Source organism: Kitasatospora albolonga, assembly GCF_039535905.1.
In the GTDB taxonomy this organism is placed as follows: Bacteria; Actinomycetota; Actinomycetes; order Streptomycetales; family Streptomycetaceae; genus Kitasatospora; species Kitasatospora albolonga.
On record NZ_BAAAYB010000042.1, the window covers coordinates 1 to 20,104 of the forward strand.

Below are 20,104 nucleotides of genomic sequence, written 5' to 3' on the forward strand. Positions count from 1 at the left end.
CATAGGTGGTGGTGATGCCGCCGGTGGTGGCGGTGGCGGGCTTGCCCTCGGTGTTCCAGGTGATCACCGTGGCGTTGTCGGCGTCGATGCCGTTCCAGGTGCTGGAGGCCCAGATGGGGTTCTGGTTGGGGGCGCTGACGTTCTTGTAGATGACGAGGTTGGCGTCGTCCTGGAGGGCGAGGTAGGCGCCGTTGTTGTTCCAGGTACTGGTGGACCATAGCGGGTTGCGGTTGGCGTCGTAGATGACGAAGTTGCCGTCGGTCTGCATGGTTGCCGAGGAGCCGGGGTGGTTCCAGGTGCCGCTGGACCAGGTGACCGCGCCGGTGCGCAGCGAGGTCAGGACGAGGTTGCCGTCGGCCTGCATCGAGAGGCGGGTGGTGTTGGAGGTGATGCTCTGGCCCGAGGGCAGGGTCCAGCCGCCGTTGAGGTTGCGGGTCGATGCCGGGTCGGTGACCTTCGTGGTGTTGCCAGCGGCGTCGTACTGGGTTGCGCCTGCGGGGGAGGGGATGCCGTTGCTGGTGTTCTGGGCGGTGGCCAAGGCGTGCGGGCCGCCGGTTCCGGTGCCGGTGTTGACGGTTCCGGGGACGGGGAAGATCTGATTGGTGGTCAGGTCCGCTGCGGTGTTGCCGCCGGTGTCATGCTGGACGAGCTGGGTGCGGTTGCCGACCGCGTCGTAGGAGTAGGACTGCCAGTAGGCACCCGGCCCGCCCACCGTGGTCTTCAGCGGTGCCTGGGCCCCGCTGGTCGGGGTGGCGTTCGCGCAGTTGCCGATAGCACCCACGGGGGCCTGCTGTGCCACGGCGCCGGTGTCGGTCCAGGCGTTGGTGAGGCGGCCGAGGTGGTCGTAGGTGAAGCACTGCCGGTCGGTGCGGCTCGGAGTGTTGTTGGGGATGCCGGTGATCGCGGTGATCCGACCGGCCTGGTTGTAGGCGTACATGGTCTGCTGGACCGCGCCGGTCTGCGTGGTCTGCTTGTCGACGAACTGCGAGACCTGACGGCCCGTCGGCTGGTCGAAGGTGTTGGTCACCACGATCTGGGTGCCCCACGGGTTGGCTGTGGTGCGGATCGCGCGGCCGTAGGCGTCGTAGCCGGTGGCCAGGTCGTACATCCACTGCTCGCCGCCGATTTGGCCGTAGCTGGTCATCAGGCCGCGGGAGTCGTAGCTGTAGTGCAGGATCTCCTGCGTCAGGTCGCCCAGCTCACCGCGGATGCTCTGCTGCAGGGCGCCGTTGATCAGGTGGTAGCCGGCCTGCTCGGAGTAGGAGTAGGTGCCCGTCCGGCCGACGTCCGTGCCGGGGATGGTGGTGGTGACGGCTGTGGCACGGTAGGCGGTGTCGTAGGCCGTCACCGCCTTGGTGTACGCCGCGCCACTCGCTCCGCCGACGTACCGCGTGGAGCTAGCAGGTTGGCCCTTGGCGCCGGCGACGGTGTCGTAGGTGTGGGCTGTCAGCTGCTTGGCCGCATCGGTGGTCGAGCTGGCGTAGGAGGCTGTGCGACGGCCGAGCAGGTCGTAGGTGTAGGTGAGGGACTGGCCGCGCGCGTCGGTGGTGCCGGTCAGCCGGCCGGAGGCGTCGTAGGACTGGATGAAGTGCCCGGTGTCGGGGTCATCAGCGCTGGTCTGACGGCCCAACAGGTCGTAGCCGTAGGACCAGGTGTTGCGGGCGGCGTCGACGCGGGTCGCGGGCTTGCCGCTGGGTGTGTAGGTGTAGCTGGTCACGTCCGCGTCGGCCGGGTTGCCGGTCGCGGTGGGGGTGCGGTACTGCCACAGCTGGGCGGTGCGGCCGCGCGCGTCTATGACGGCGGTGGTCGCGGTGGCGCCGGTGGGCGGGGTGACGTCGACGCGGTCCACGCCCGGGTATGCCGTGGTGGTGGAGTTCTGCCGTTCGTCCTTGGCCCGGAACTCGCTGCTGACCGGGCGGCCGAGGCCGTCGTAGGTGGTCAGGGTCGAGGCCGGGACGTGGAACGAGGCAGCGTCGAACCAGGTCGTGCTCGGCGCGGATGTTTCGTTGTAGTAGGCGGGGTTGGAGCGGAAGATGTGGCCTTGCGCGTCGTAGAAGGTGTCGGTGACGATCCGGCCGTCGTAGCCCGAGATCGCCGGAGTCGACTGGGTCTGGATCGTTCGGCCGAGGCCGTCCGTGATCGCGATCGAGGTGCTGTAGAGGTTGTTGTCGTAGTGCAGTGTGTTGCTGGTGATCGTGGACGCCCCGGTGGTGCCGTTGACCGCGTAGCTGAAGGTCGCCGACGGCTTGTCCCCGGTCGTGCGTCCCGTCGGCCAGACGGCGGTGATCCGTCCCAACGCGTCGTAGGTCTTGGTGGTGGTGCGGTCGTTGGTGTCGCGGGTGGTGAGTTCCAGGCCGCGGCCGATGTCCAGGGTCGCGGTGGCGGTGCGTCCGGTGGCCACGTCCGGGGCTCCGGCCGGTGCGGGCGAGGTCACCGTGATGGTGTTCGGCAGCTCACCGGCGTTCGCGGAGGTGTAGGCCGTCGTGGTGGTGGCACCGTTCGGGTGGGCGGAGTCGGTGGCCTTCGGGTCGGTGGCGGAGGTGACCCGGCCGTAGCCGTCGACGGTGGCGGTTGAGACGGTGGTGAACTGGGCGTTGCCGTTGCCGTCGTAGCGCTCCAGGACCTGGGCGGCGGAGACGTTGCCCTTGGCCCCGGCCGTCCCGTAGGCCTGGCCGTCGAAGAGGCTGCGAGCGCCGGAGACCGTGTTGGCCGTAGTCGGGGTCACGGTGCAGGCGTTCGGGCCCGAGATCACCAGGGACTGGGCGACCAGGCCCGTCATCACCGGGTTGCTGCCGGTAGCGTAGCTCGGCCGTGAGCACAGGTCAGGGGTGCCGTCGGCGGTGCTGAGCGAGGTCAGCAGACGGTTGCCGTGCGCCGGGTCGGTAGTGGTGACAGCGCCGGTGGTCTGCCAACTGCCGTCCGCCTTCAGGCTCTTGGTGATGCTGGTGGACACCGTGGAGCCGTAGCGGGCCACCAGGTCCGGCAGCCCCGGACGCTGGCGGGTCGCGGTGGTGACCGGACTTGCGCTGATGTTCACGGTGGAGCCGACCAGCGAGCCGCCGGCACTGGTGTAGCCGTCGCGCTCCAGGACCAGCCCTGCCAGCCAGTCGTCATCGGTGACCGGGCCGCTGCGCTCGCCGGCGACCGTCCGGGTACCCGTGGAGCCGAAGTCGCCGTTCATGCCCTGGAAGTAAGTGGTCTTGCTCTGTGACTTGGCGCTGGTGTCGAAGTCGGTGCCGGCCACGGTCTTCACCCAGGCGTAGCCGCGGAACTGGTCCCAGGTCCGGGCGTTCGGGTCGGCGAGCTCGGCGTCGTTGTGGTGGTAGGCGGCGTTGCCGTAGGTGTAGGTGGTGACCTGTGGCTTGTTGCCTGCCACGAGCTTGGGGTCGACGGTGACGGCCTCCACCGGGTAGCGCTGGAACCAGTCGTCGACGGGCGCCGTGCCCTGCGGCTTGTTCGGCTCGTACCACTTGACGTTGTAACAGTTGGTGGTGTTGCTGTCCCGCGGGACCGGGACGGTACCGTCGGTGTTGCGCACGCAGTCGGCCGTCTTGTAGACGACGCCGATGGTGCCGCCGGTCTCGGTGGTGACCACCGTCAGACGGGGACGGTAGTAGTCGGGGCGGACCGCCCCCAGCCCCACCACGCGGTTGGCGAACGCCATGTAGGTGAAGGACACCGGCGGCATGACCACCGGGCTCTGGCCGTTCTGTGCGGTGCGCTGGATCGAGGCGAGCCAGGGGACCTGGGTGTTCTCGCTCTCGTTGTGCATGTTCAAGAAGACGTGGTTCAGCTGGTAGCTGTCCACCGTGCGGTAGGAGCCGTTGGAGCGCACCTGGGTGGCGATCGAGTTCAGCCACCTGCTGGTCCAGAAGGTCGGCGAGATGTTCGCACAGTTCGCCGTCGCTTGGTCACACTGCTGATCGAGCGGCACGTCCGGCCAGTTGCCCGCGTTCGCGTTGGTGCGCTGCGAGGGGTCGCACGCGGCCGTTGACGTGAGGCAGCGCTCCCCGCTGGTGAACACGACGCGGGCCGCGCTCTGGTAGGTGCCGTTCGCGCCGAGCTGGTCGGAGAGTAGTTGACCGTAGGCGATCTCGGCCAGGGTGCCGGCGCGGGTGTAGGAGGACATCCCGGCGCCGGGGTAGTTGGCGCCGCGCTTGTACCAGTTGGTCTCGGGGTCGTACTTGTAGGTGGTGAGGTTGCCGTGTACGTCGACGACGGCGTCCAGGTTCCAGCGCCAGGCCATCTGGCACCAGGACTGCTGGCCGGTCGAGGAGTTGTAGCAGGGGTCGCCCTGCTTCGGGGAGAACACCGGGACCGTCCAGGCGGACTGGGTGTCGGGGCCGACCGTGCTCGCCTTGCCGTCTGCGCCGGGCAGGTGGTTGGTGCCGAAGTAGTAGGCGGTGCCGCCACTGTCGGTGACCTTGATGTACGAGCCGTTCCAGGTCCCGTTGGCGGCGCCGGTCAGGAACTCGATCCGGGTCCCGTCATCGCTCCTCAAGTGCCAGGTGCAGTTCGACTGCTCAAGATTGGCGTTGCCGTTGTTGCAGGTGGCGGAGTCGGGGACCAGCTCCCCGGAGTGGCCGGCCAGCGAGAGCGTCAGGTTCGCCCCGCCCCAGCACTGGTCACCGGAGTTCGCCAGCCCCGCGCGGGTGCAGGGCTGAAAGGAGCGCTCGATGAACCCGGCGCCAAAGTCCCAGCCGTCGCCGCCCACCCAGGAGGCTTGGGAGTTGGTGGAGGAGGTCTTGCCGTCCACCGATGAGGAGTCGTACGACAACGCCACCGACGGAGCAGCGCCGCCCAGCGATGCGGGCACGCTGATCGGGTAGCTGTAGGTGAACGCCCCCGAGGAGCCGCCGGCAGTCCAACCCGTGCTCGGGTTCAGGGAGGTGGCGCTGTAGGTACCCGCGCCACCGGAGGACTCGGTGGCCACCCCGAGCGTCATCGGAGCAGCCATCGCGCTCGTGGTCTGCGGCACCGCGACCTCCGCCACCAGGCGCTTGGCCGAGGCGTCGTAACGTGAGGCGACCGCCGTGCGCTGCTGGCACTCGGCCCGCTGCGGCGTGGTCAGTGCACACGACGGCAACGCCACCAAGCGCGCGCGCCCGGCGAGGTTGCCGCCGATCCCGCTCAACTCGTCAAGATCCAGGCTGACTTGGAGTGTCGTCCCGGGCTTGGCGCCGTCACCGGCCAGCGTGAGCGCACCACCCGGCACACCCGCTGCCGCGGCCGCGTTCGGATCAGCCGTCGTGACCTGCACCGAGCCGCCATCCGCGGCCGGCCCGGACTCGGGAGCAGCAGCCTCACGCGCCGCACTGGCGCCCTGCACCGGAGCCACCGCACTCAACCAGACCGGCAGCGAACCGGCCCGCACCTGCGGACCCGCCGCCGGCCTCGCCTCCGCTGCATCCGCCGGTTTGTGCTGAGGTGCCGTCACATCCGCTGCCGCGGCTAGAGGAAGCTTCACCTCGGCCCGACTGGGCCGGACCTTCTTCGTATTCGAGGGCGACCACACCTGACCGGCCGGCAGCGACGGCTTCTCGGCCGCCAGCACCGCCCGGTTCGTCCCACTCACCGATGGCGTCCGCGGGAGGGGGGTCGCCGGCGTCCAAATCTTCTGATCGGCCGCGGCCACCGCGAAAGCTGGCGTCGAAAGCATCGCCGCCAGCAAACCGACGACACCCGCGCTCGCCGTCGTCCTTCGTAGGGACCTGCGTGGCCTGCCCGAGGACAGGCCAAAAGTCCGAAACATTACTGAATCCCCCAATTCTGACAGGGCGTCATGAGGAAAAGGACGCACGCCCACCGCTCTGGATCTCGCCGAGACTAGTACTCCCGCTATCGGCGTCGCGAGCTCGAGTGAAGATCATTTGACTGTGATTCATTTCACGGTCGCTACTGTGACGAATGTCCAGAATGCGCGCGGTAATTCCTTTGCCAAAAGGGCGCCCCGTCCCAGAGTTTGTGCGCGTGCTGTGGCACTCGGGTGTCGGCAGCCTTGGGTTCCGTTCGGAGGGGAAACTTCATGCACGATTCACCGTCGGCTGGTTGCCGGCACAGGCCGCCGAGGGCGTCGCGACGCTGGGTCGCGGCGACCGGCGTCATCGGCCTCTTGGCGAGTGCACTGGTCGTCCAGGGCGGCATCGCCGCGCGGGCCAGTGACGACGCCCCGTCGAGCCTGCTGCCAACAGCCGCTCAGGCCGCGGCGATCGACGCCGCACACGCCAAGGACCAGAGCCCGCCCAGCCGTTACGCCGAGCAGTTCACACAGGCCAAGGCGGGCGGCAAGAACGTCCTAATCGAGGCGCTGAGCACCGAGTTCAGCGAGACCTACGCGACGCCGGACGGGCACCTGCAGCTGACCAGCCACCCCGACCAGCAGCGGATGAAGTCTGGCGGCACGTGGCGGCCGCTGGACGCTACGCTCGCGGCGGCACCCGGTGGCGGCTTCGCACCGACCCGGACGCCGTCCGGCGTGGTGCTCTCCTCGGGCGGCTCGGGTCCGCTGGCCATCCTCACCTCCCCGGACGGCAAGAAGCTGGCGATCGGCTCGCCATTCGCGCTGCCCGCCCCGAAGGTGGAGGGCGACAGCCTGCTCTACCCGGCCGTCCTGCCGGAGACCGACCTGCGGGTCACCGTCGGCAAGAGCGGTAGCGTCAGTACCGTACTGGTCGTCAAAACCCCTGCCGCAGCTGCCAACCCGGCACTCAAGAAGCTGCGCTTCTCCACCAAGGCGGACGGCGTCACGGTCAAGGCGGACGCCAACAACAACCTGACCGCCGACGCCGCCGACGGCCCCCGGTGGACCGCCCCGGCGCCCACCATGTGGGACAGCTCGGCGCCGCCTGCTGAACCGGCCGCATCAGGGGCGAAGGTGACCAGTTCCGCCAGCCAGGCGGAGGTCCAGGGCGACACCGTCGACGACAGCAAGGCGCAGGGCACAGCGGTGAGCTCCGCAGACGGCCCGGGCAGCCATGCCAAGGTGGCCCGGATGCCAGTGACCGCCACTGCGGACGGCGTCGAGCTGGTGCCGGATCAGAACCTGCTGTCCATCGCGAAGTTCCCGGTCTTCGTGGACCCCAACTGGCTCCCCTGGAACTTCCCAAGTAACGGCAATACCTTCGTGCAGTCCGCGTACCGGAGCGAGGGGCACTACAACGTCAACGGGTCGGCGGTCCGTGACCACCTGGGTGTCGGGTACTGCGACAACAGCTACCCAGACGGGTGCAGCCCTTCCAGCCTCTACCGGGCGTTCTACCAGTTCGACACCAGTGCCCTACAGGGCGCCATCATCAACTCCGCGCGCATCGACGCATGGGAGTATGTGTCGGCGAACTGGAGCTGCACCGCTGCCTATGGGGTGGACGTTTTCTGGGTGAACGGGGCGATCGGACCCGGCACCAACTGGGACAACCAGCCCCAGCCCTTCGGCGGCCGCCTGAACACGGCATCCGTGGCGGGCTCGGGCCACAACGAGTGCTACAACAACCGCCAGGTCGCATGGTCGGACCTGGGATCGGCATTCACCCAGGGCATCGGCACCAACAGCACGATCACCATCGGCCTGCGCGCCAGCAACGAGGGCCAGGCCATCGCGTTCAAGCGCTTCGACTACGGCGCGGTGCTCACCGTCACCTTCGACCGCGTGCCGGAGCCCCCGAACGACCCGCAGCTGCACCCGGTCCCGTCCAGCGTGACCGGCGGCGAGAACCAGGGCTGCGGTGCCCCATGGGGCGGCTGGAGCTGGATCGGCGCCGGCAGCGACGCACCCGGCGCCGTGTCCATCAGCTCCACCGTGCGAAGCCCGGTCAACCAGGACCTGCTGCAGACCCGCACCCTGATGTGGGACTACAACAACAACGGCGCCGCGCCTCCGGGTGACGGAATGTCACAGTGGACCCCGAACAACCAACGGGCCACCTACACCGTCCCCGGCGGATACATCCGCGACGGCCACGCTTACGCCTACCACCAGCAGACCACCGACCTGCTCTCCGGCGCCTCCTGGTCCGGATTCGGCCCGCAGTGCACCTTCGCCGTCGACCAGACAATCCCTCAGGTACGTCCGAAGACCTCGCCTGTCGATGACCTCGACCACGAGTTCCCGCCCTCCGGCATCGGCCAGACCACCAAGCTCTTCGTCAACCAGAGCGGCTACATCGTCGCCAACGCCGTCGACAACGCGCCCGGCGACGGCCTGTTCAGCTCAGGACTGGCCTGCCTGCGTTGGAGTTTCGACCCGCAGCTGAACGGCGCCCAGTGGCAGTGTGGCAACAACCTGCCGCCCACCGAGGGGGCGAGCAACTACAAGCTGGCGGTCACCCCGAAGCACTGGGGCACCAACGTCGTCTACATCGAGGCGAAGGACAACGCGAACAACACCTCGCCCATCGCCCAGTACGCGTTCTACGCACCCTGGAACCCCAACGGGCCGCCGCCGGTATTCGGCGACGTCACCGGTGACGGCGCGCCCGACATGGTGACCGTCGGCCTCGACGGTAACCTACGCGCCCACAACGTGCCCGGGAACGCGACCGCGACCGACCCGTCCACCTCGGTACTCGCCTACAAGGCCAACAGTCCGAACGGCGACTCCTGGGCCGGCGTCCGTCAGATCACCCACCGCGGCTCCACCCGCGGCGGCACCAACGTGGATGACATCATCGCCCACGCCGACAACGCGCCCGAGCTGTACGTCTACCCGAACGGCAGTACCGCCGACGGCATCATCGGCCACTTCGGCCCCACGGTCGGCCTCACCAAGCCGACCTGCCAGATCACCCAGGTCAACAAGAGCTGCGAGGGCTACTACGGCGGCAGCAAGGACGGTGCCCCCTTCGGCGACTGGTCGAGGGTCGAGCAGATCGCCGCGCTCGGCGACATCAGCACCACCAAGCTGGACACGAACAACAAGTTCAGGAGCGCCACCGGCATGGTGACCGTGGAGAAGGGCGGCGACGACGCCCTCGCTCTCTGGTTCTACCCTGCGCTCGGCGCCAGCACCTTCGCCCCACCGGTCAAGCTCGGCGGGGCCAACTGGTCCGGGCAGCACCTGATGTCCCCCGGTGACTGGACGGGCAAGGGCAACCCCGGCCTGTGGAGCGTCGACGCCAACGGCTACGTGAGCGGCTACACACTGACCGTCGGCACCGACACCTCGACCGTCCCGGGCAATCCACCGCCTACCCTGAGCTACCCCGTGGTGACCGCCGTCAGCGCACCCATCCCGATCGGCCAGGTCAATTCGGCCAAGTACGACGTCACGACCATGCAGTCGGACGGTGACCTCAGCGGCCGCGGCACCAACGGCTCAGCCCTCTGGGCCACCGACCGCAACAACCCGGGCCCCTCGAACCTGACCACCTGGTTTGGGAAGGCGATCCTGGACGGCAATAACAACCCGACCGGGTACAACTGGGACATCAAGGAGTACGGGATGGGGAACATCTCCACCCCACCCGAGCAGTGGCCGTTCGGCACCAAGGACCGGAAGACCGGGACCGTGAGCGTCGACGGTAAGGACACCCTCGGCGTCAACCCGATGACCATCGCGGGCTCCGGAGTCACCTTCGGGACCGATCGCCCAGGCACGGACGCCGAGTTGGGCTCGGTCGAGTTCGGCGGGAACGGTGTGCTGACCAGCCTGCCGCAAGGTGGAGCCAGCCCCGCCACGCTGACCGGCGGCGCCAAGCTGGAGCCGGGCCAGCAAGTCGACTCGGAGAACGCAACGTTGACCATGCAGAAGGATGGCAACCTGGTCCTCGCGGCGAAGAACTCCGGCCGGCCCCTGTGGTCCTCACAGACCTGGGGCCACCCCGGGGCCACCGCCACCCTGCAGGTCGACGGCAACTTCGTCATCCACGACGGCAGCACCCCGATCTGGCACAGCAACACCTACGGCCACCCCGGTGCCGTGCTCAAGCTCCAGAACGACCGCAACCTGGTGCTCTACGACGGCGCCACACCGCTGTGGAGCAGCAACACCTACCAGCACGCCGCCCCGGGCATCGTCAGCGACACCAGCTACACCGTCTCCGCCTGGGTGAAGCTGGACGGCACCACCGGCTATGACCAGTCCGTGATCTGCCAACAGGGCAACACCGTCCCGTCGGTCCAGCTGAACTACCGCGACGCCACACACTCCTGGAGTGTGATGACCCCCAGTCAGGACTCCAACTCCGCCACCTGGGTACACACCGACTCGGCCGCCGGAACCGGCTACACCGGCGCCTGGACCCACATCGCCGCAACCTACTCCGCCGATGCCAAGATCCTCACCTTCTACCTGAACGGCACCCAGGTGGGATCCACCTCGATGCCCTGGTCGTGGGTCGCCAACCGGGAGACCACCATCGGCGGCTGTTACTTCAACAACGACCACAGCAAGATCGTCAACCAGCTGAAGGGGAAGGTCTCCGACGTCCGGAGCTACCCCTTCCAGCTGACCCCCTCGCAGGTATCCGGCCTCTACAACGCGCCCAAGCAGGCGCTGTACAACACCGCCACCCAGAAGTGCCTGGACGACCTCTGGGGCAAAACCAGCAACGGAAACAGCATCCAGATCTGGGACTGCAACGGCACCCCGGCCCAGCAGGTCTCCTTCATCAAGGACGGCGCCGTGCACCTCTTGGGCAAATGCCTGGACGCCGGCGCCGGCACGGCCGGCACCCCGCTCAAGCTCTGGGACTGCAACGGCACCGGCCCGCAAAAGTTCACCCTCAGCGCCGACGGCAGCCTGAAGTACACCCCCAACGGGAGCGACTCCGGACTGTGCGTCGACGTCCCGAACGGCGACACCACGCCAGGAACCCGCCTGCAGCTGTACAGCTGCAACGGAACCAACGCGCAACGCTGGACAATCAAGTAGTAGGGCTGGCAACGGTAGGCCGAGTCCGGCCTCAGGGTGACCACCCCGGGGCCGGGCTCGCCCAATTGTCTACACGAACCCCTGTCGTGGGAGTACACCGCGCACGTACCCAACGAAGGCCAGAAGCGTCCTCCGACGAACACGACCCGCAGACAGGTACCAGGGCGGCTGGCGACCGAAGCAATCGGGGACGGTCTGTCACCGCCGCGGCAGCGATTGCCCGTCGACGGGCATCGAGGCGCTAGACCTGGCTCTTCTGGGCACCCTCTTGGGTGCGAAACGGACATACGGCGACAGCGTCAGTCGTGAGTCCCACGGCGCGTATGAGCGCAGTCCGCATTCGCTGGAGCTGAGACTCCATGGACCCGCACGTCGTAGCGGTTCTCTTTAGCCGTTTCGATGGGCTCCGCGGGCGGCGCGATCCGCGGCGGTCCGATCCGCTAGTCTGTCATCGGTCAGGCGACCATCCCACAAGTGGGAGCGGACGGTGGCAGCCGCGAGGCATCCACCGCAGCGCTCGCACCGGCCTGACCTGAAGCTTGTTCAGGCCACGCCGAAGATCCGCGTCAGGGTTTTCGACAAGGTTTTGCACAAGCCCCCGCCTCATTAGCTCAGGGGATAGAGCACGGCTCTCCTAAAGCCGGTGTCGCAGGTTCGAATCCTGCATGGGGCACAGCGAACAGAACGACGAAGGCCGACCCCTCCGGGGTCGGCCTTCGTCGTGTCGTGCCGGCGGGGTGGGAGCGGTCGGCGGGCGCGGACGGGGGCGACCGGGCGATCGGCCGACGGCTCCGTCGATCCGCCCATCGGTCGGTCGGCTTCGGTCGGCTCCGGTCGGTTTCCGTCGACCTGCGGCTCGGGGCCGGTCGCTACTGGCATTCCGGGCGGGCGGGGCCAAGACTGCTTCCCGTGACGCAATCCGGGCTGCAGCAGCCCCCGCTCTTCGGTCCGGCCGACGTGCCCTTCGGACCGGCGATCTGGTCCCGCAACTTCCGGCTGTACTTCGGCGCGCGCAGTGCCGGACTGCTCGGCCACACCATGCTGCCGGTCGCGGTCTCCGCGGGGCTGATCGGCTCGGGGCACGGGCTCGGCAGCGTCGGTCTCGCGCTCGGCTCGATGACTGCGCCGTTCGCCGGACTGGTGCTCTTCGGGGGCGTCCTCTCCGACCGGTTCACCGCGCGCCGGATGATGATCGGCGCCGACCTCGCCAATCTGGTGACCCGGATCCTGATGGCCGTCCTGTTCTTCCAAGGGGTCGACCGGCTCTGGCAGTTGTGCGCCCTGATGGCGGTGGCCGGGGCCGCTGCGGCGATGTTCCAGCCCGGCGCCGCCTCCACCGTCCCGCTGGTGGCCCGGGACGTGCAGGCTGCCAACGGCGTGCTGCGGGCCGCCGAGGCGGTCACCGCGCTGCTCGGCCCGGCACTGGCCGGTCTGCTGGTCGGCGCCGCCGCGACCGGCTGGGTGATGGTGATCGCCGCCGCCACGTACGGCATCAGCGCCTGCGGGCTGTTCGCGCTGCGGCTCGGGCCGGCCCCCGCCACGCCGGCCGGCGACAGCCTCTGGGGGAACCTGGTCGCGGGCTGGCACGAGTTCCGCTCCCGGAGCTGGCTCTGGGGCACCATCGTGGTCTGGATGTTCTACACCCTGTTCGCGACCGGGCCGCTGCTGCCGGTCGCCGCCGGGGTCCTGGTGCCCGCGTACGGCTCGGCCTCGTTCGGGCTGATCACCTGCGCGCTCGCGCTCGGGACGGTGTGCGGCGGCCTGCTGGCGGTGCGGCTGAAGCCGGTGCGGCCGCTCGCGGCCGGGGCGCTGGCACTGCTGGTCTACCCGCTCTACCCGTTCGGGATCGTCCTCGGCTGGGGCGTGCCCGCGCTCGTCGTCGCCCAGGTGCTGGTCGGTACGGGCGTCACTTTCTGGGGCGTCATGTGGGCGACCAGCGTGCAGACCCAGGTGCCCGGCGAGGTGCTGAACCGCGTCCACGCGTACGACGTCGCGGGCTCGGTCTGCATGCTCCCGGTCGGCAGCGCGCTGGCCGGGCCGGCGGCGGCCGCGTTCGGGCCGGGGGCGGTGCTGGCCGCGGTCGGGACGGCCGGGCTGATGGTGGCCGGAGCGCTGCTGACGACCCGTCCGATCCGCGAGCTGCGCCGGGTGCCCGGCAGCTGAGTGCTTCAAGTGCGCTGAACGGAACCCCAGTTGGCGCCCTGTCCGTGCTGCCGGCAGGCGTCTAGAATCGACGGTCCGATCGCCCTGGACTCGGGGCGTCGGCCGCGACCAGGGGGCCGGTTGGAGAGCAAGCAGAGAGTCGTGCGCCGGAACGCGCTGCTGTCCAGGCTGCTGAACGCGGCGACGGCCGTGGCCCTGGCCCTGCTGGCCTACAGCGTGCTCCGGGACAACCTGTCGGCCGAGCTGCAGGGCAGCTGGCCCTGGCGGTTGAGGCTCCTGGACATCCAGAGCGCCACCGCCGCGGCGCTCGCCGCCGTCGGCGCCTCGCTGGCCCGGGCCCAGTACGCGCGGACGGTCCGTCCGGCCCTGGGGCACTCGGGCCGGGCGGTCGACGGGGTGGCCCCGCACGGCCAGCGGGCCTGGGCCTGCGTCCTGACCAATGCCGCCCAGGACGTCGCGGTCGTCACCGAGATCTCCTACCTGGTCACCTTCCTGCCGCCGCCGCCCGACGAGCCGCCCCGGGAACCGGGCGGCTGGGGCACCGCCCTGCAGGCGATCGAACGGATCGCCGGCGCGGGGCTGCGGCTGCGCCAGGACTTCATGATCACGGTCGTCACCGCGGGCATCCCGCTCCCCGCCCAGGGGGTGTGCTTCCTCGGTTGGTTCACCGAACGGGCCATGCAGGTGGTCGAGGAGGTCTACATCCGGGTCCAGGTGGTCGACCGGGTCGGTGACACCCACGAACGCGTCATCGCCTGCCTCAAGTCCGCCGACCGCACCCCGGCCCACATCGACCCCGAGCTCTCCTGAGCCGGCGGTCGCCGGCTGCCGGCCTCAGCGGCGGTGCTTGCCGTTGCCCGGGGTGGCGGCGGCCTGGGCCGGGGTGGGGTAGGGGATGCGGAGCTTGCGGGCCAGCGGGCCGACCGCCTGGCCGGCGCCGAGGGGGCGGGCGAGGAGGAGGACGGAGGCGAGGATGAGGAGGGAGCCGGTGCCGAGGGAGAGCAGGGCGGCGATGACCTCGTTGGGGACCAGGTCGGAGACCAGGCCGGTCAGCCAGTGGGCGGCGAGGGCTCCGGGGGCGCAGGCGAGGGCCAGGGCGAGGTGGAGGACGACCACCCGGGCGCCGTCGAGGCCGCTGCGGACCGGGGCGCGGCGGCCGGCGGCGGCGCCGGTGTTGAGGCCGGTGTTGAGCACCAGGGTGGCGTCCGGCGGGAGGTCGGCCGGGTGGGCCGGAGCCGGGGACGCGGCGGTGGTGCCCTCGCGGCGGAGGCGGCGGCCGAGCGCGCGGCCGGTGAGGGCCACGCCGAGCAGGACGGCCAGGGTGTGGGCGCCGGCCATGCCGACGATGATCCAGCGGCTGGGCAGCACCAGGAAGGCGACGTAGGAGAGGGCGACGTTGCTGCCGGAGATCACCGTGGTGAGCCAGAACGGGGTGCGGGCGTCGCTCATCGCGTAGAAGCCGCGGGCCAGCGCGTACTGCGCGCAGAAGGCCGGGAGGCCGATCGCGAAGGCCATCAGGACCTGGGCGATCACCTCGACGTCGGCGGCCGCCACGTTGCCGTGGCCGTAGGCGAGGCGGGCGATCGGGGTGGCCAGGGCGAGGAAGACCGCCGAGGCGGGCACGATCATCCCGGCCGAGCTGCGCAGCGTCTGGGCCAGCTCGCGGCCGACCTCGGTGAAGCGGCCCGCCGTCACCGAGCGGGACATGCCCGGCAGGATCGCGGTGACCAGGGAGACCGTGATGATGCCCTGCGGGACGATGAAGAGCAGGTAGGCGTTGTTGTAGGCGGTGTAGCCGAGGCCGATGCCGGTGAGGCCGTCGTCGGCGGCCTTGGCGAGGGCGCCGGTGGCCAGGTTGGTGATGCCCAGGAAGCAGAGCTGGGTGACCACGACCAGCATCAGGGCCCAACCGGCCGCCCGGAGCGGAGTGGTGAGCCCGGAGCCGCGCCAGTCGAAGCGCGGGCGGTAGCGGAAGCCGGAGGCCCGGAGCGAGGGCAGCAGGGCCAGCGCCTGGACCAGGATGCCGAAGGCGCTGCCCAGGCCGAGCAGCATGGCCGCCCCGCTGGAGACGTCGTCGGCGGTCTTGGCGAAGTCGAACAGCACCATGTAGAGGCTGAAGACGGCGATCACGACGACGTTGTTGAGCACCGGGGCCCACATCATCGCGCCGAACCGGTCACGGGAGTTGAGCACCTGCCCGAGCAGGCCGAACAGGCCGTAGAACAGCACCGCCGGGAGGCAGTACCGGGCCAGGGCCAGGGTGAGCTCGCGCTGGGCGGTGTCGTTCGGACCGTAGTTGGTGTAGGCGTCCACGATCATCGGGGAGCAGAAGAAGGCCACGGCGGTGATGCCGATCAGCACCACCCCACAGACCGTCAGCAGCCGGTTGGTGTACGCCACGCCGCGGTCGGCGTGCTGCTGGGCGGCCCGGACCAGCTCGGGCACGAAGACCGAGTTGAGCACGCCGCCGATCAGCATGATGAAGATGGTGTTCGGCAGCATGGTGGCCACCGCGTAGCCGTCACCGACGCCGGCCACGCCGATCGCCGCGGCGATCACGGCCGCGCGGACGAAGCCGAGCGCGCGGGAGCTGAGCGAGCCGAGCGCCATGATCATGCCGTTGCGGGCGGTCCGGCCGGCCTTGGCGGACTCGGACTCGACCTCGGGCTCCGACCTGGGCCCGGTGGCCGCCGGGTGCTGCTGCGGCGCGGGCGGCGCGACGGCGGGCTCGGTGGCCGGGACGACGGTGAGCTGCATGGTGGCGTCGGGCAGGCCGCCCCCGGCGAGCGGAGCCACGGGGACGGTCGGTGGCACGGGCGGGACGGGCGGCATCGGGGGAGCTGCCTGCCGGCCCGGGTGCGGTGGCCGCGGCGAGGGCACCTGCGGGCCGAGCTGCATGGTCGGCTGGCTGGGGGCCGGCTGGCTCAGCTGCATGGTCGGGTGGCTCGGCGCGGGCTGGCCGAGCTGCATGGTCGGGTGGACGGCAGGCCGGCCGGGGGCGCCGTAGGCGTCGGGTGCCTGGTGCGGCGCGGCGGGTGCGGCCGGGGGCGCGGCAGGAGCCGGTGCGGCGGCGGGCTCGTCGCGGAAGAAGCCCTCGGGGAAGCGGCTGTCGGGCACAGGAGCGGGAGCGGCGGCGGCCGGGGCGTCCGGGACGTGGTGGAACGGTGTCGCGGGCGGTTCTCCGTACGGGTTGGCCGGTTCGTCCGTCCTGTGCATGGTCATCCGACCCCCGTCACTCGGTGCCTGGGCAGCGGAAGTGCGGCGACTGCCCGGCCCGGCCGGGGGTAGGCACACCCGGCCGGAGAAGTCTGCCGCACTGCGGCACCCGCTGGGGAGCCCCGTGCCGTGTGCTGGAAATCTCTCCAGTCCGGGCCGTCGGCATGCCGCTGAGGCGTGAGGTGTCGTGAAAGTACCTGTTCAGGACGGTTTTTCCGCTGCCGATAGGGAGTGAATCGGTTGATCCTGCCCTGACCGATCCCTCCCCGTGTGGTTCCGGGGCGCCCGTGTGATCCTTCTCACGGACCGTCAGGAACGGTGCCGGGGAGCTGGGTCGGCGGGGTCGAGGTCGGGGGCGGGGTCGTGGGCGAGGTCGTCCGCGGGCTCGGAGGCGACGCTCGGCTCCGGGGTCGCGAGCACCCGCTGGACACGGGGTCGGGTCCGCCGACCGACCCGGCGGACGTCGCGGGAGAGGGCGCCGGGGCGCCAGAGTTCGAGGGTCAGGGTGACGGCGCTGATCACCAGGGCCCCGGCCAGCCAGCCGCCGAGGACGTCGCTGGGCCAGTGCAGGCCGAGCGCGATCCTGGTCCAGCCGATGGCCAGCACGGCCGTGCCCGCGATGCCGCAGGCGGCGATCCGGCCGGAGCGGTTGGCCCGGGGCCAGACCAGGATCACCAGGGCGCCGCAGGTGACGGTGGAGGTCAGCGCGTGCCCGGAGGGGAAGGAGAGGCCGGAGGCGGCGGCGACCGGGTCGTGGAAGAGCGGGCGGTCGCGTCCCGCGAGCTCCTTGCCGCCGGTCTCCACCAGCCAGCCGGTCAGGATCAGGGTGGTCGCCCAGCCGGCCAGGGTGCGGGCCCCGATCGCCCAGAGCCAGAGGGCGGTGAGGGCGAGCAGCACCCGCATGGTGACGGTGCTGCCGATGTCGGCCAGGGTCTGCATGGACGCCGTCCACACGGTGTGGTCGAGGGCGTACCCGTGCAGCGAGGCGATCCAGCCCGCGTCCAGCCGTCGCAGTGGCCCCCAGTCGCCGAGGACCAGCAGGGCCAGGGCGGCGAGCAGTGCGGCGGACCCCAGGCTCACGGCGGTGCAGACGAGCAGCTGCCGCCGTCGGCGGAGCCCGGCCCCGTCGCCGGGCCGGCCGGCGGCCGGAGGGGCGGCCCCGGCGCGGGCGCCGGAAATGGACGGGTACATGACTGACACCTTCCCAGTGGCCGGGGTGGTTCGGAGGCAGTACGGATAGCGATTCGGCATCTTTTGTGGGGAGAAGCTGCGGATGACCGGCGTCCGTCCGTTGTGCGGAGGGGAGGGCGGATCGGAGAGCTCCGCATTCACGCCGTGTCGTCCCGGTGTCACGCGCTGTCGACCGTCGCGCGGGAAAAGTCGCAGGATACTGCATGCCGGGAAGAAACTGGGTGAGTTGGGAATGTTGTCCTATTTCTGTGCGTTGGATCGTTACGTGTGAGCCTCCTGGGGCCCGCACACCTTTGCCCCGGCTCACCCCCGGCGGGGCGGGATCCAAGGCAGATCGGCACCAGCAGCAAGGGAGCAAGCATGGCCACTCGTGCCGTCGTTCGCGACAAGGCTGACCGGACTCGCACGGCCCGGCCGAACAACCTTGAGGCCGACCGAGACCTCGTGGGCATGTATCTCGACGAGATCGCCCGTACGCCCCTGCTCGACGCCGCCGAGGAGGTGGAGCTGTCGCTGCGAATAGAGGCCGGCGTCTACGCCCAGCACCTGCTGGACGAGAAGACGCTGCCGAAGGGCGCCAAGCGTGAGGAGTTGGAGGCGATAGCCGAGGACGCGGAGCGCGCCAAGGACGTCTTCATCAGGTCGAACCTCCGACTCGTGGTGGCGGTGGCCCGGCGGTACCCGCGCAGCGGTCTCCCGCTGCTCGACCTGATCCAGGAGGGGAACGCGGGCCTGGTGCGGGCGGTCGAGAAGTTCGACTACTCGAAGGGCTTCAAGTTCTCTACCTACGCGACGTGGTGGATCCGGCAGGCGATCACCAGGTCGATCGCCGACCAGTCCCGCACCATCCGGCTGCCCGTGCACCTCGTCGAGGAGCTCGGTCGGATCCGCCGGGTGCAGCGGGAGAAGTCGAAGGAGCTGGGCCGCGAGGCCGAGCCGGCCGAGGTGGCGGCCGAGCTGGACACCACCGAGCAGCGCGTGAAGGACGTGCTGGACTGGGCGCGTGACCCGGTCAGTCTGAACATGTCGGTCGACGACGAGGGCGAGACCCAGTTCGGAGACCTGGTGGAGGACACCGGCGCGGTCTCGCCGGAGGACGCCGTGATGGTGATGCTCCGTCGCGAGGAGCTGGACGGTCTGATCGGCCGGCTGGACGACCGCACCGCCTCGATCATCCGGTCCCGTTACGGGATGGAGGACGGCCGGGAGCGGACGCTGACCGAGGTCGGCAAGCAGCACGGGCTGACCCGGGAGCGGATCCGGCAGATCGAGAAGCACGCGCTGGCCGAGTTGAAGAAGATCGCGGACCACGCGGGCTTCGAGGCGGCCTGACCGGTGGCGGGAGCGCCCCGGACGACGAGCAGACGGACCCTGACGGGGCTTCGGCCCCGGCGGGGTCCGTCGCCGTTCGTGGCCTCGGGGACGGCCCCATCGGGGGGACAGACCCTAGGCTGGAGCGGAGACGGACGAAGGAGTGACAGCGGTGGCTGAGCAGCAGGAGCAGCGGGAAGAGCAGCAGGGGCAGGAGGCCGGGGTGCAGCCGAAGCCCAAGTCCAAGCTGGTCTTCGACGACCCCTTCGACCGGCAGACCAGCGACGACACCGATCAGGGCTGGGGCGGCTCCGAGGGTGGGGGCGGCGCCGGCGGTGGCCGGGGGCTGGACTGGTACCTGAGTCAGCGGCCGCCGCACCACGGGGGGTGATGGCGCGGCAGCCGCGGGGGAGTGGTGCCGGGGGCGGGACGGTCAGCGCTGGCGGACCAGCGCGTCCCGGATCTCGGTGAGCAGCGCGACCTCCTTGGCCTCGGCCTCGGCGGCCTCCTCGGCCGGGCTCTTGTACCGGGCCATCACGCGCTTCATCGGGACGATGAGCACGAAGTAGACCACCGCTGCGGTGATCAGGAAGGTGATCAGCGCGCTGATCACCGATCCCCAGAGGATGAGGATGCCGGACGTGACCTTTCCGTCGGCGTCCACCGAGCAGGGGCCCTTCAGGCAGGACGAGTAGGCGGACAGGTCCTTGGCGCCGAACGCCCCGACGAGCGGATTGATGACGCCGTCGACGAAGGCGTTGATGACTTTGGTGAAGGCCGCGCCGATCACGACGGCTACGGCGAGGTCGATGACATTGCCGCGAAGCAGGAATTCCTTGAAGCCCTTCATGCCGCGCTGAACGACAGTCAGCACGGATGGTCACGGGTGAATTCCACGGCCCGGAATTGACGGATCGTCACTGGTCAGGGACGGGTGGGGGCTGGTCAGGAGGGTGGGGCGGAGCCGGTGCAGCGGGGCAGGGCGACGGCCTCGGCGGCCGGGACCGGCCCGGCCGGTGGGCGCAGCGGGCCGGCCGCCAGGGCGGTGGCGGCGGCCAGCAGGCCGGTGGCGAGCAGCCCGGGCCGGTGCCGGACGGCCTGCTGGAGTCGGTGCCGCCCGCCGGATCCCCGGCGGATGGGCGGGAAGGGCGGCACCACCCGGCGCGGCGGCACGGCGGGGGCGGCGGCGGGGGGCGCCGTGCGGGCGTTGACGGAACCGGAACCGGAACCGGCACCTGTGGTGGCGGCGGTGGTGCGGGTGAGCGGGGTGGTGGTCATCGGGTGCCGCCTCTGGTCGGGCCCCCGCACGGTGCGGGAGCGTCGCGGGATCAGAGTGCTGCGGCGTGGTGCGGAGCG

General features: G+C 70.3%; 10 protein-coding genes and 1 tRNA gene. 6 read left to right on the plus strand and 5 right to left on the minus strand.

Going from position 1 to position 20,104, the window contains the following annotated elements:
* The coding region (locus tag ABD946_RS11210) for a hypothetical protein (RefSeq protein ID WP_345282526.1) at positions 1–5,260 on the minus strand (5,260 nt) is incomplete at its 3' end.
* Between the two features lie 852 nt (positions 5,261–6,112).
* On the opposite strand from ABD946_RS11210, the gene ABD946_RS11215 reads away from it, so the two are divergent.
* From ABD946_RS11215 to ABD946_RS11230, 4 genes are all read left to right on the plus strand, one after another.
* Entirely contained in the window at positions 6,113–10,867 is a 4,755-nt protein-coding gene (locus tag ABD946_RS11215; protein ID WP_345282528.1) for a ricin-type beta-trefoil lectin domain protein, read from the plus strand.
* 600 nt (positions 10,868–11,467) lie between these two features.
* A tRNA-Arg gene (locus tag ABD946_RS11220) sits at positions 11,468–11,540 on the plus strand.
* Between the two features lie 236 nt (positions 11,541–11,776).
* Positions 11,777–13,030, plus strand: a complete 1,254-nt coding sequence (locus ABD946_RS11225; protein ID WP_345282530.1) for an MFS transporter — start codon at positions 11,777–11,779, stop codon at positions 13,028–13,030.
* A 141-nt stretch (positions 13,031–13,171) separates the two neighbouring features.
* Positions 13,172–13,840 carry a hypothetical protein gene (locus ABD946_RS11230; protein WP_345282532.1) on the plus strand — a complete coding sequence of 223 codons (669 nt, stop codon included), beginning with the start codon at positions 13,172–13,174 and terminating at the stop codon, positions 13,838–13,840.
* Between the two features lie 24 nt (positions 13,841–13,864).
* Here ABD946_RS11230 and murJ read toward each other — a convergent pair whose 3' ends face one another.
* Positions 13,865–16,252 (minus strand): murein biosynthesis integral membrane protein MurJ, encoded by a 2,388-nt coding sequence (gene murJ, locus ABD946_RS11235; RefSeq protein ID WP_345282534.1) that lies wholly within the window; start codon positions 16,250–16,252, stop codon positions 13,865–13,867.
* Between the two features lie 303 nt (positions 16,253–16,555).
* Positions 16,556–17,437 (minus strand): phosphatase PAP2 family protein, encoded by an 882-nt coding sequence (locus tag ABD946_RS11240; protein WP_345282536.1) that lies wholly within the window; start codon positions 17,435–17,437, stop codon positions 16,556–16,558.
* Positions 17,438–17,797: 360 nt separating this feature from the next.
* Here ABD946_RS11240 and ABD946_RS11245 point away from each other — a divergent pair, with 360 nt between their 5' ends.
* Both ABD946_RS11245 and ABD946_RS11250 read left to right on the plus strand, forming a co-directional pair.
* Positions 17,798–18,769, plus strand: coding sequence for a sigma-70 family RNA polymerase sigma factor (locus tag ABD946_RS11245; protein ID WP_345282538.1), 972 nt, complete (start codon positions 17,798–17,800; stop codon positions 18,767–18,769).
* A 151-nt stretch (positions 18,770–18,920) separates the two neighbouring features.
* Positions 18,921–19,139, plus strand: coding sequence for a hypothetical protein (locus ABD946_RS11250; RefSeq protein ID WP_345282540.1), 219 nt, complete (start codon positions 18,921–18,923; stop codon positions 19,137–19,139).
* Between the two features lie 42 nt (positions 19,140–19,181).
* Here the strand turns inward: ABD946_RS11250 and mscL are convergent, their stop codons facing one another.
* Positions 19,182–19,622 carry a large conductance mechanosensitive channel protein MscL gene (mscL, locus tag ABD946_RS11255; RefSeq protein WP_345282542.1) on the minus strand — a complete coding sequence of 147 codons (441 nt, stop codon included), beginning with the start codon at positions 19,620–19,622 and terminating at the stop codon, positions 19,182–19,184.
* A gap of 71 nt (positions 19,623–19,693) precedes the next feature.
* On the minus strand, positions 19,694–20,026 hold the full coding sequence (locus tag ABD946_RS11260) for a hypothetical protein (RefSeq protein WP_345282543.1): 333 nt from the start codon (positions 20,024–20,026) through the stop codon (positions 19,694–19,696).
* Between the last annotated feature and the right edge of the window lie 78 nt (positions 20,027–20,104).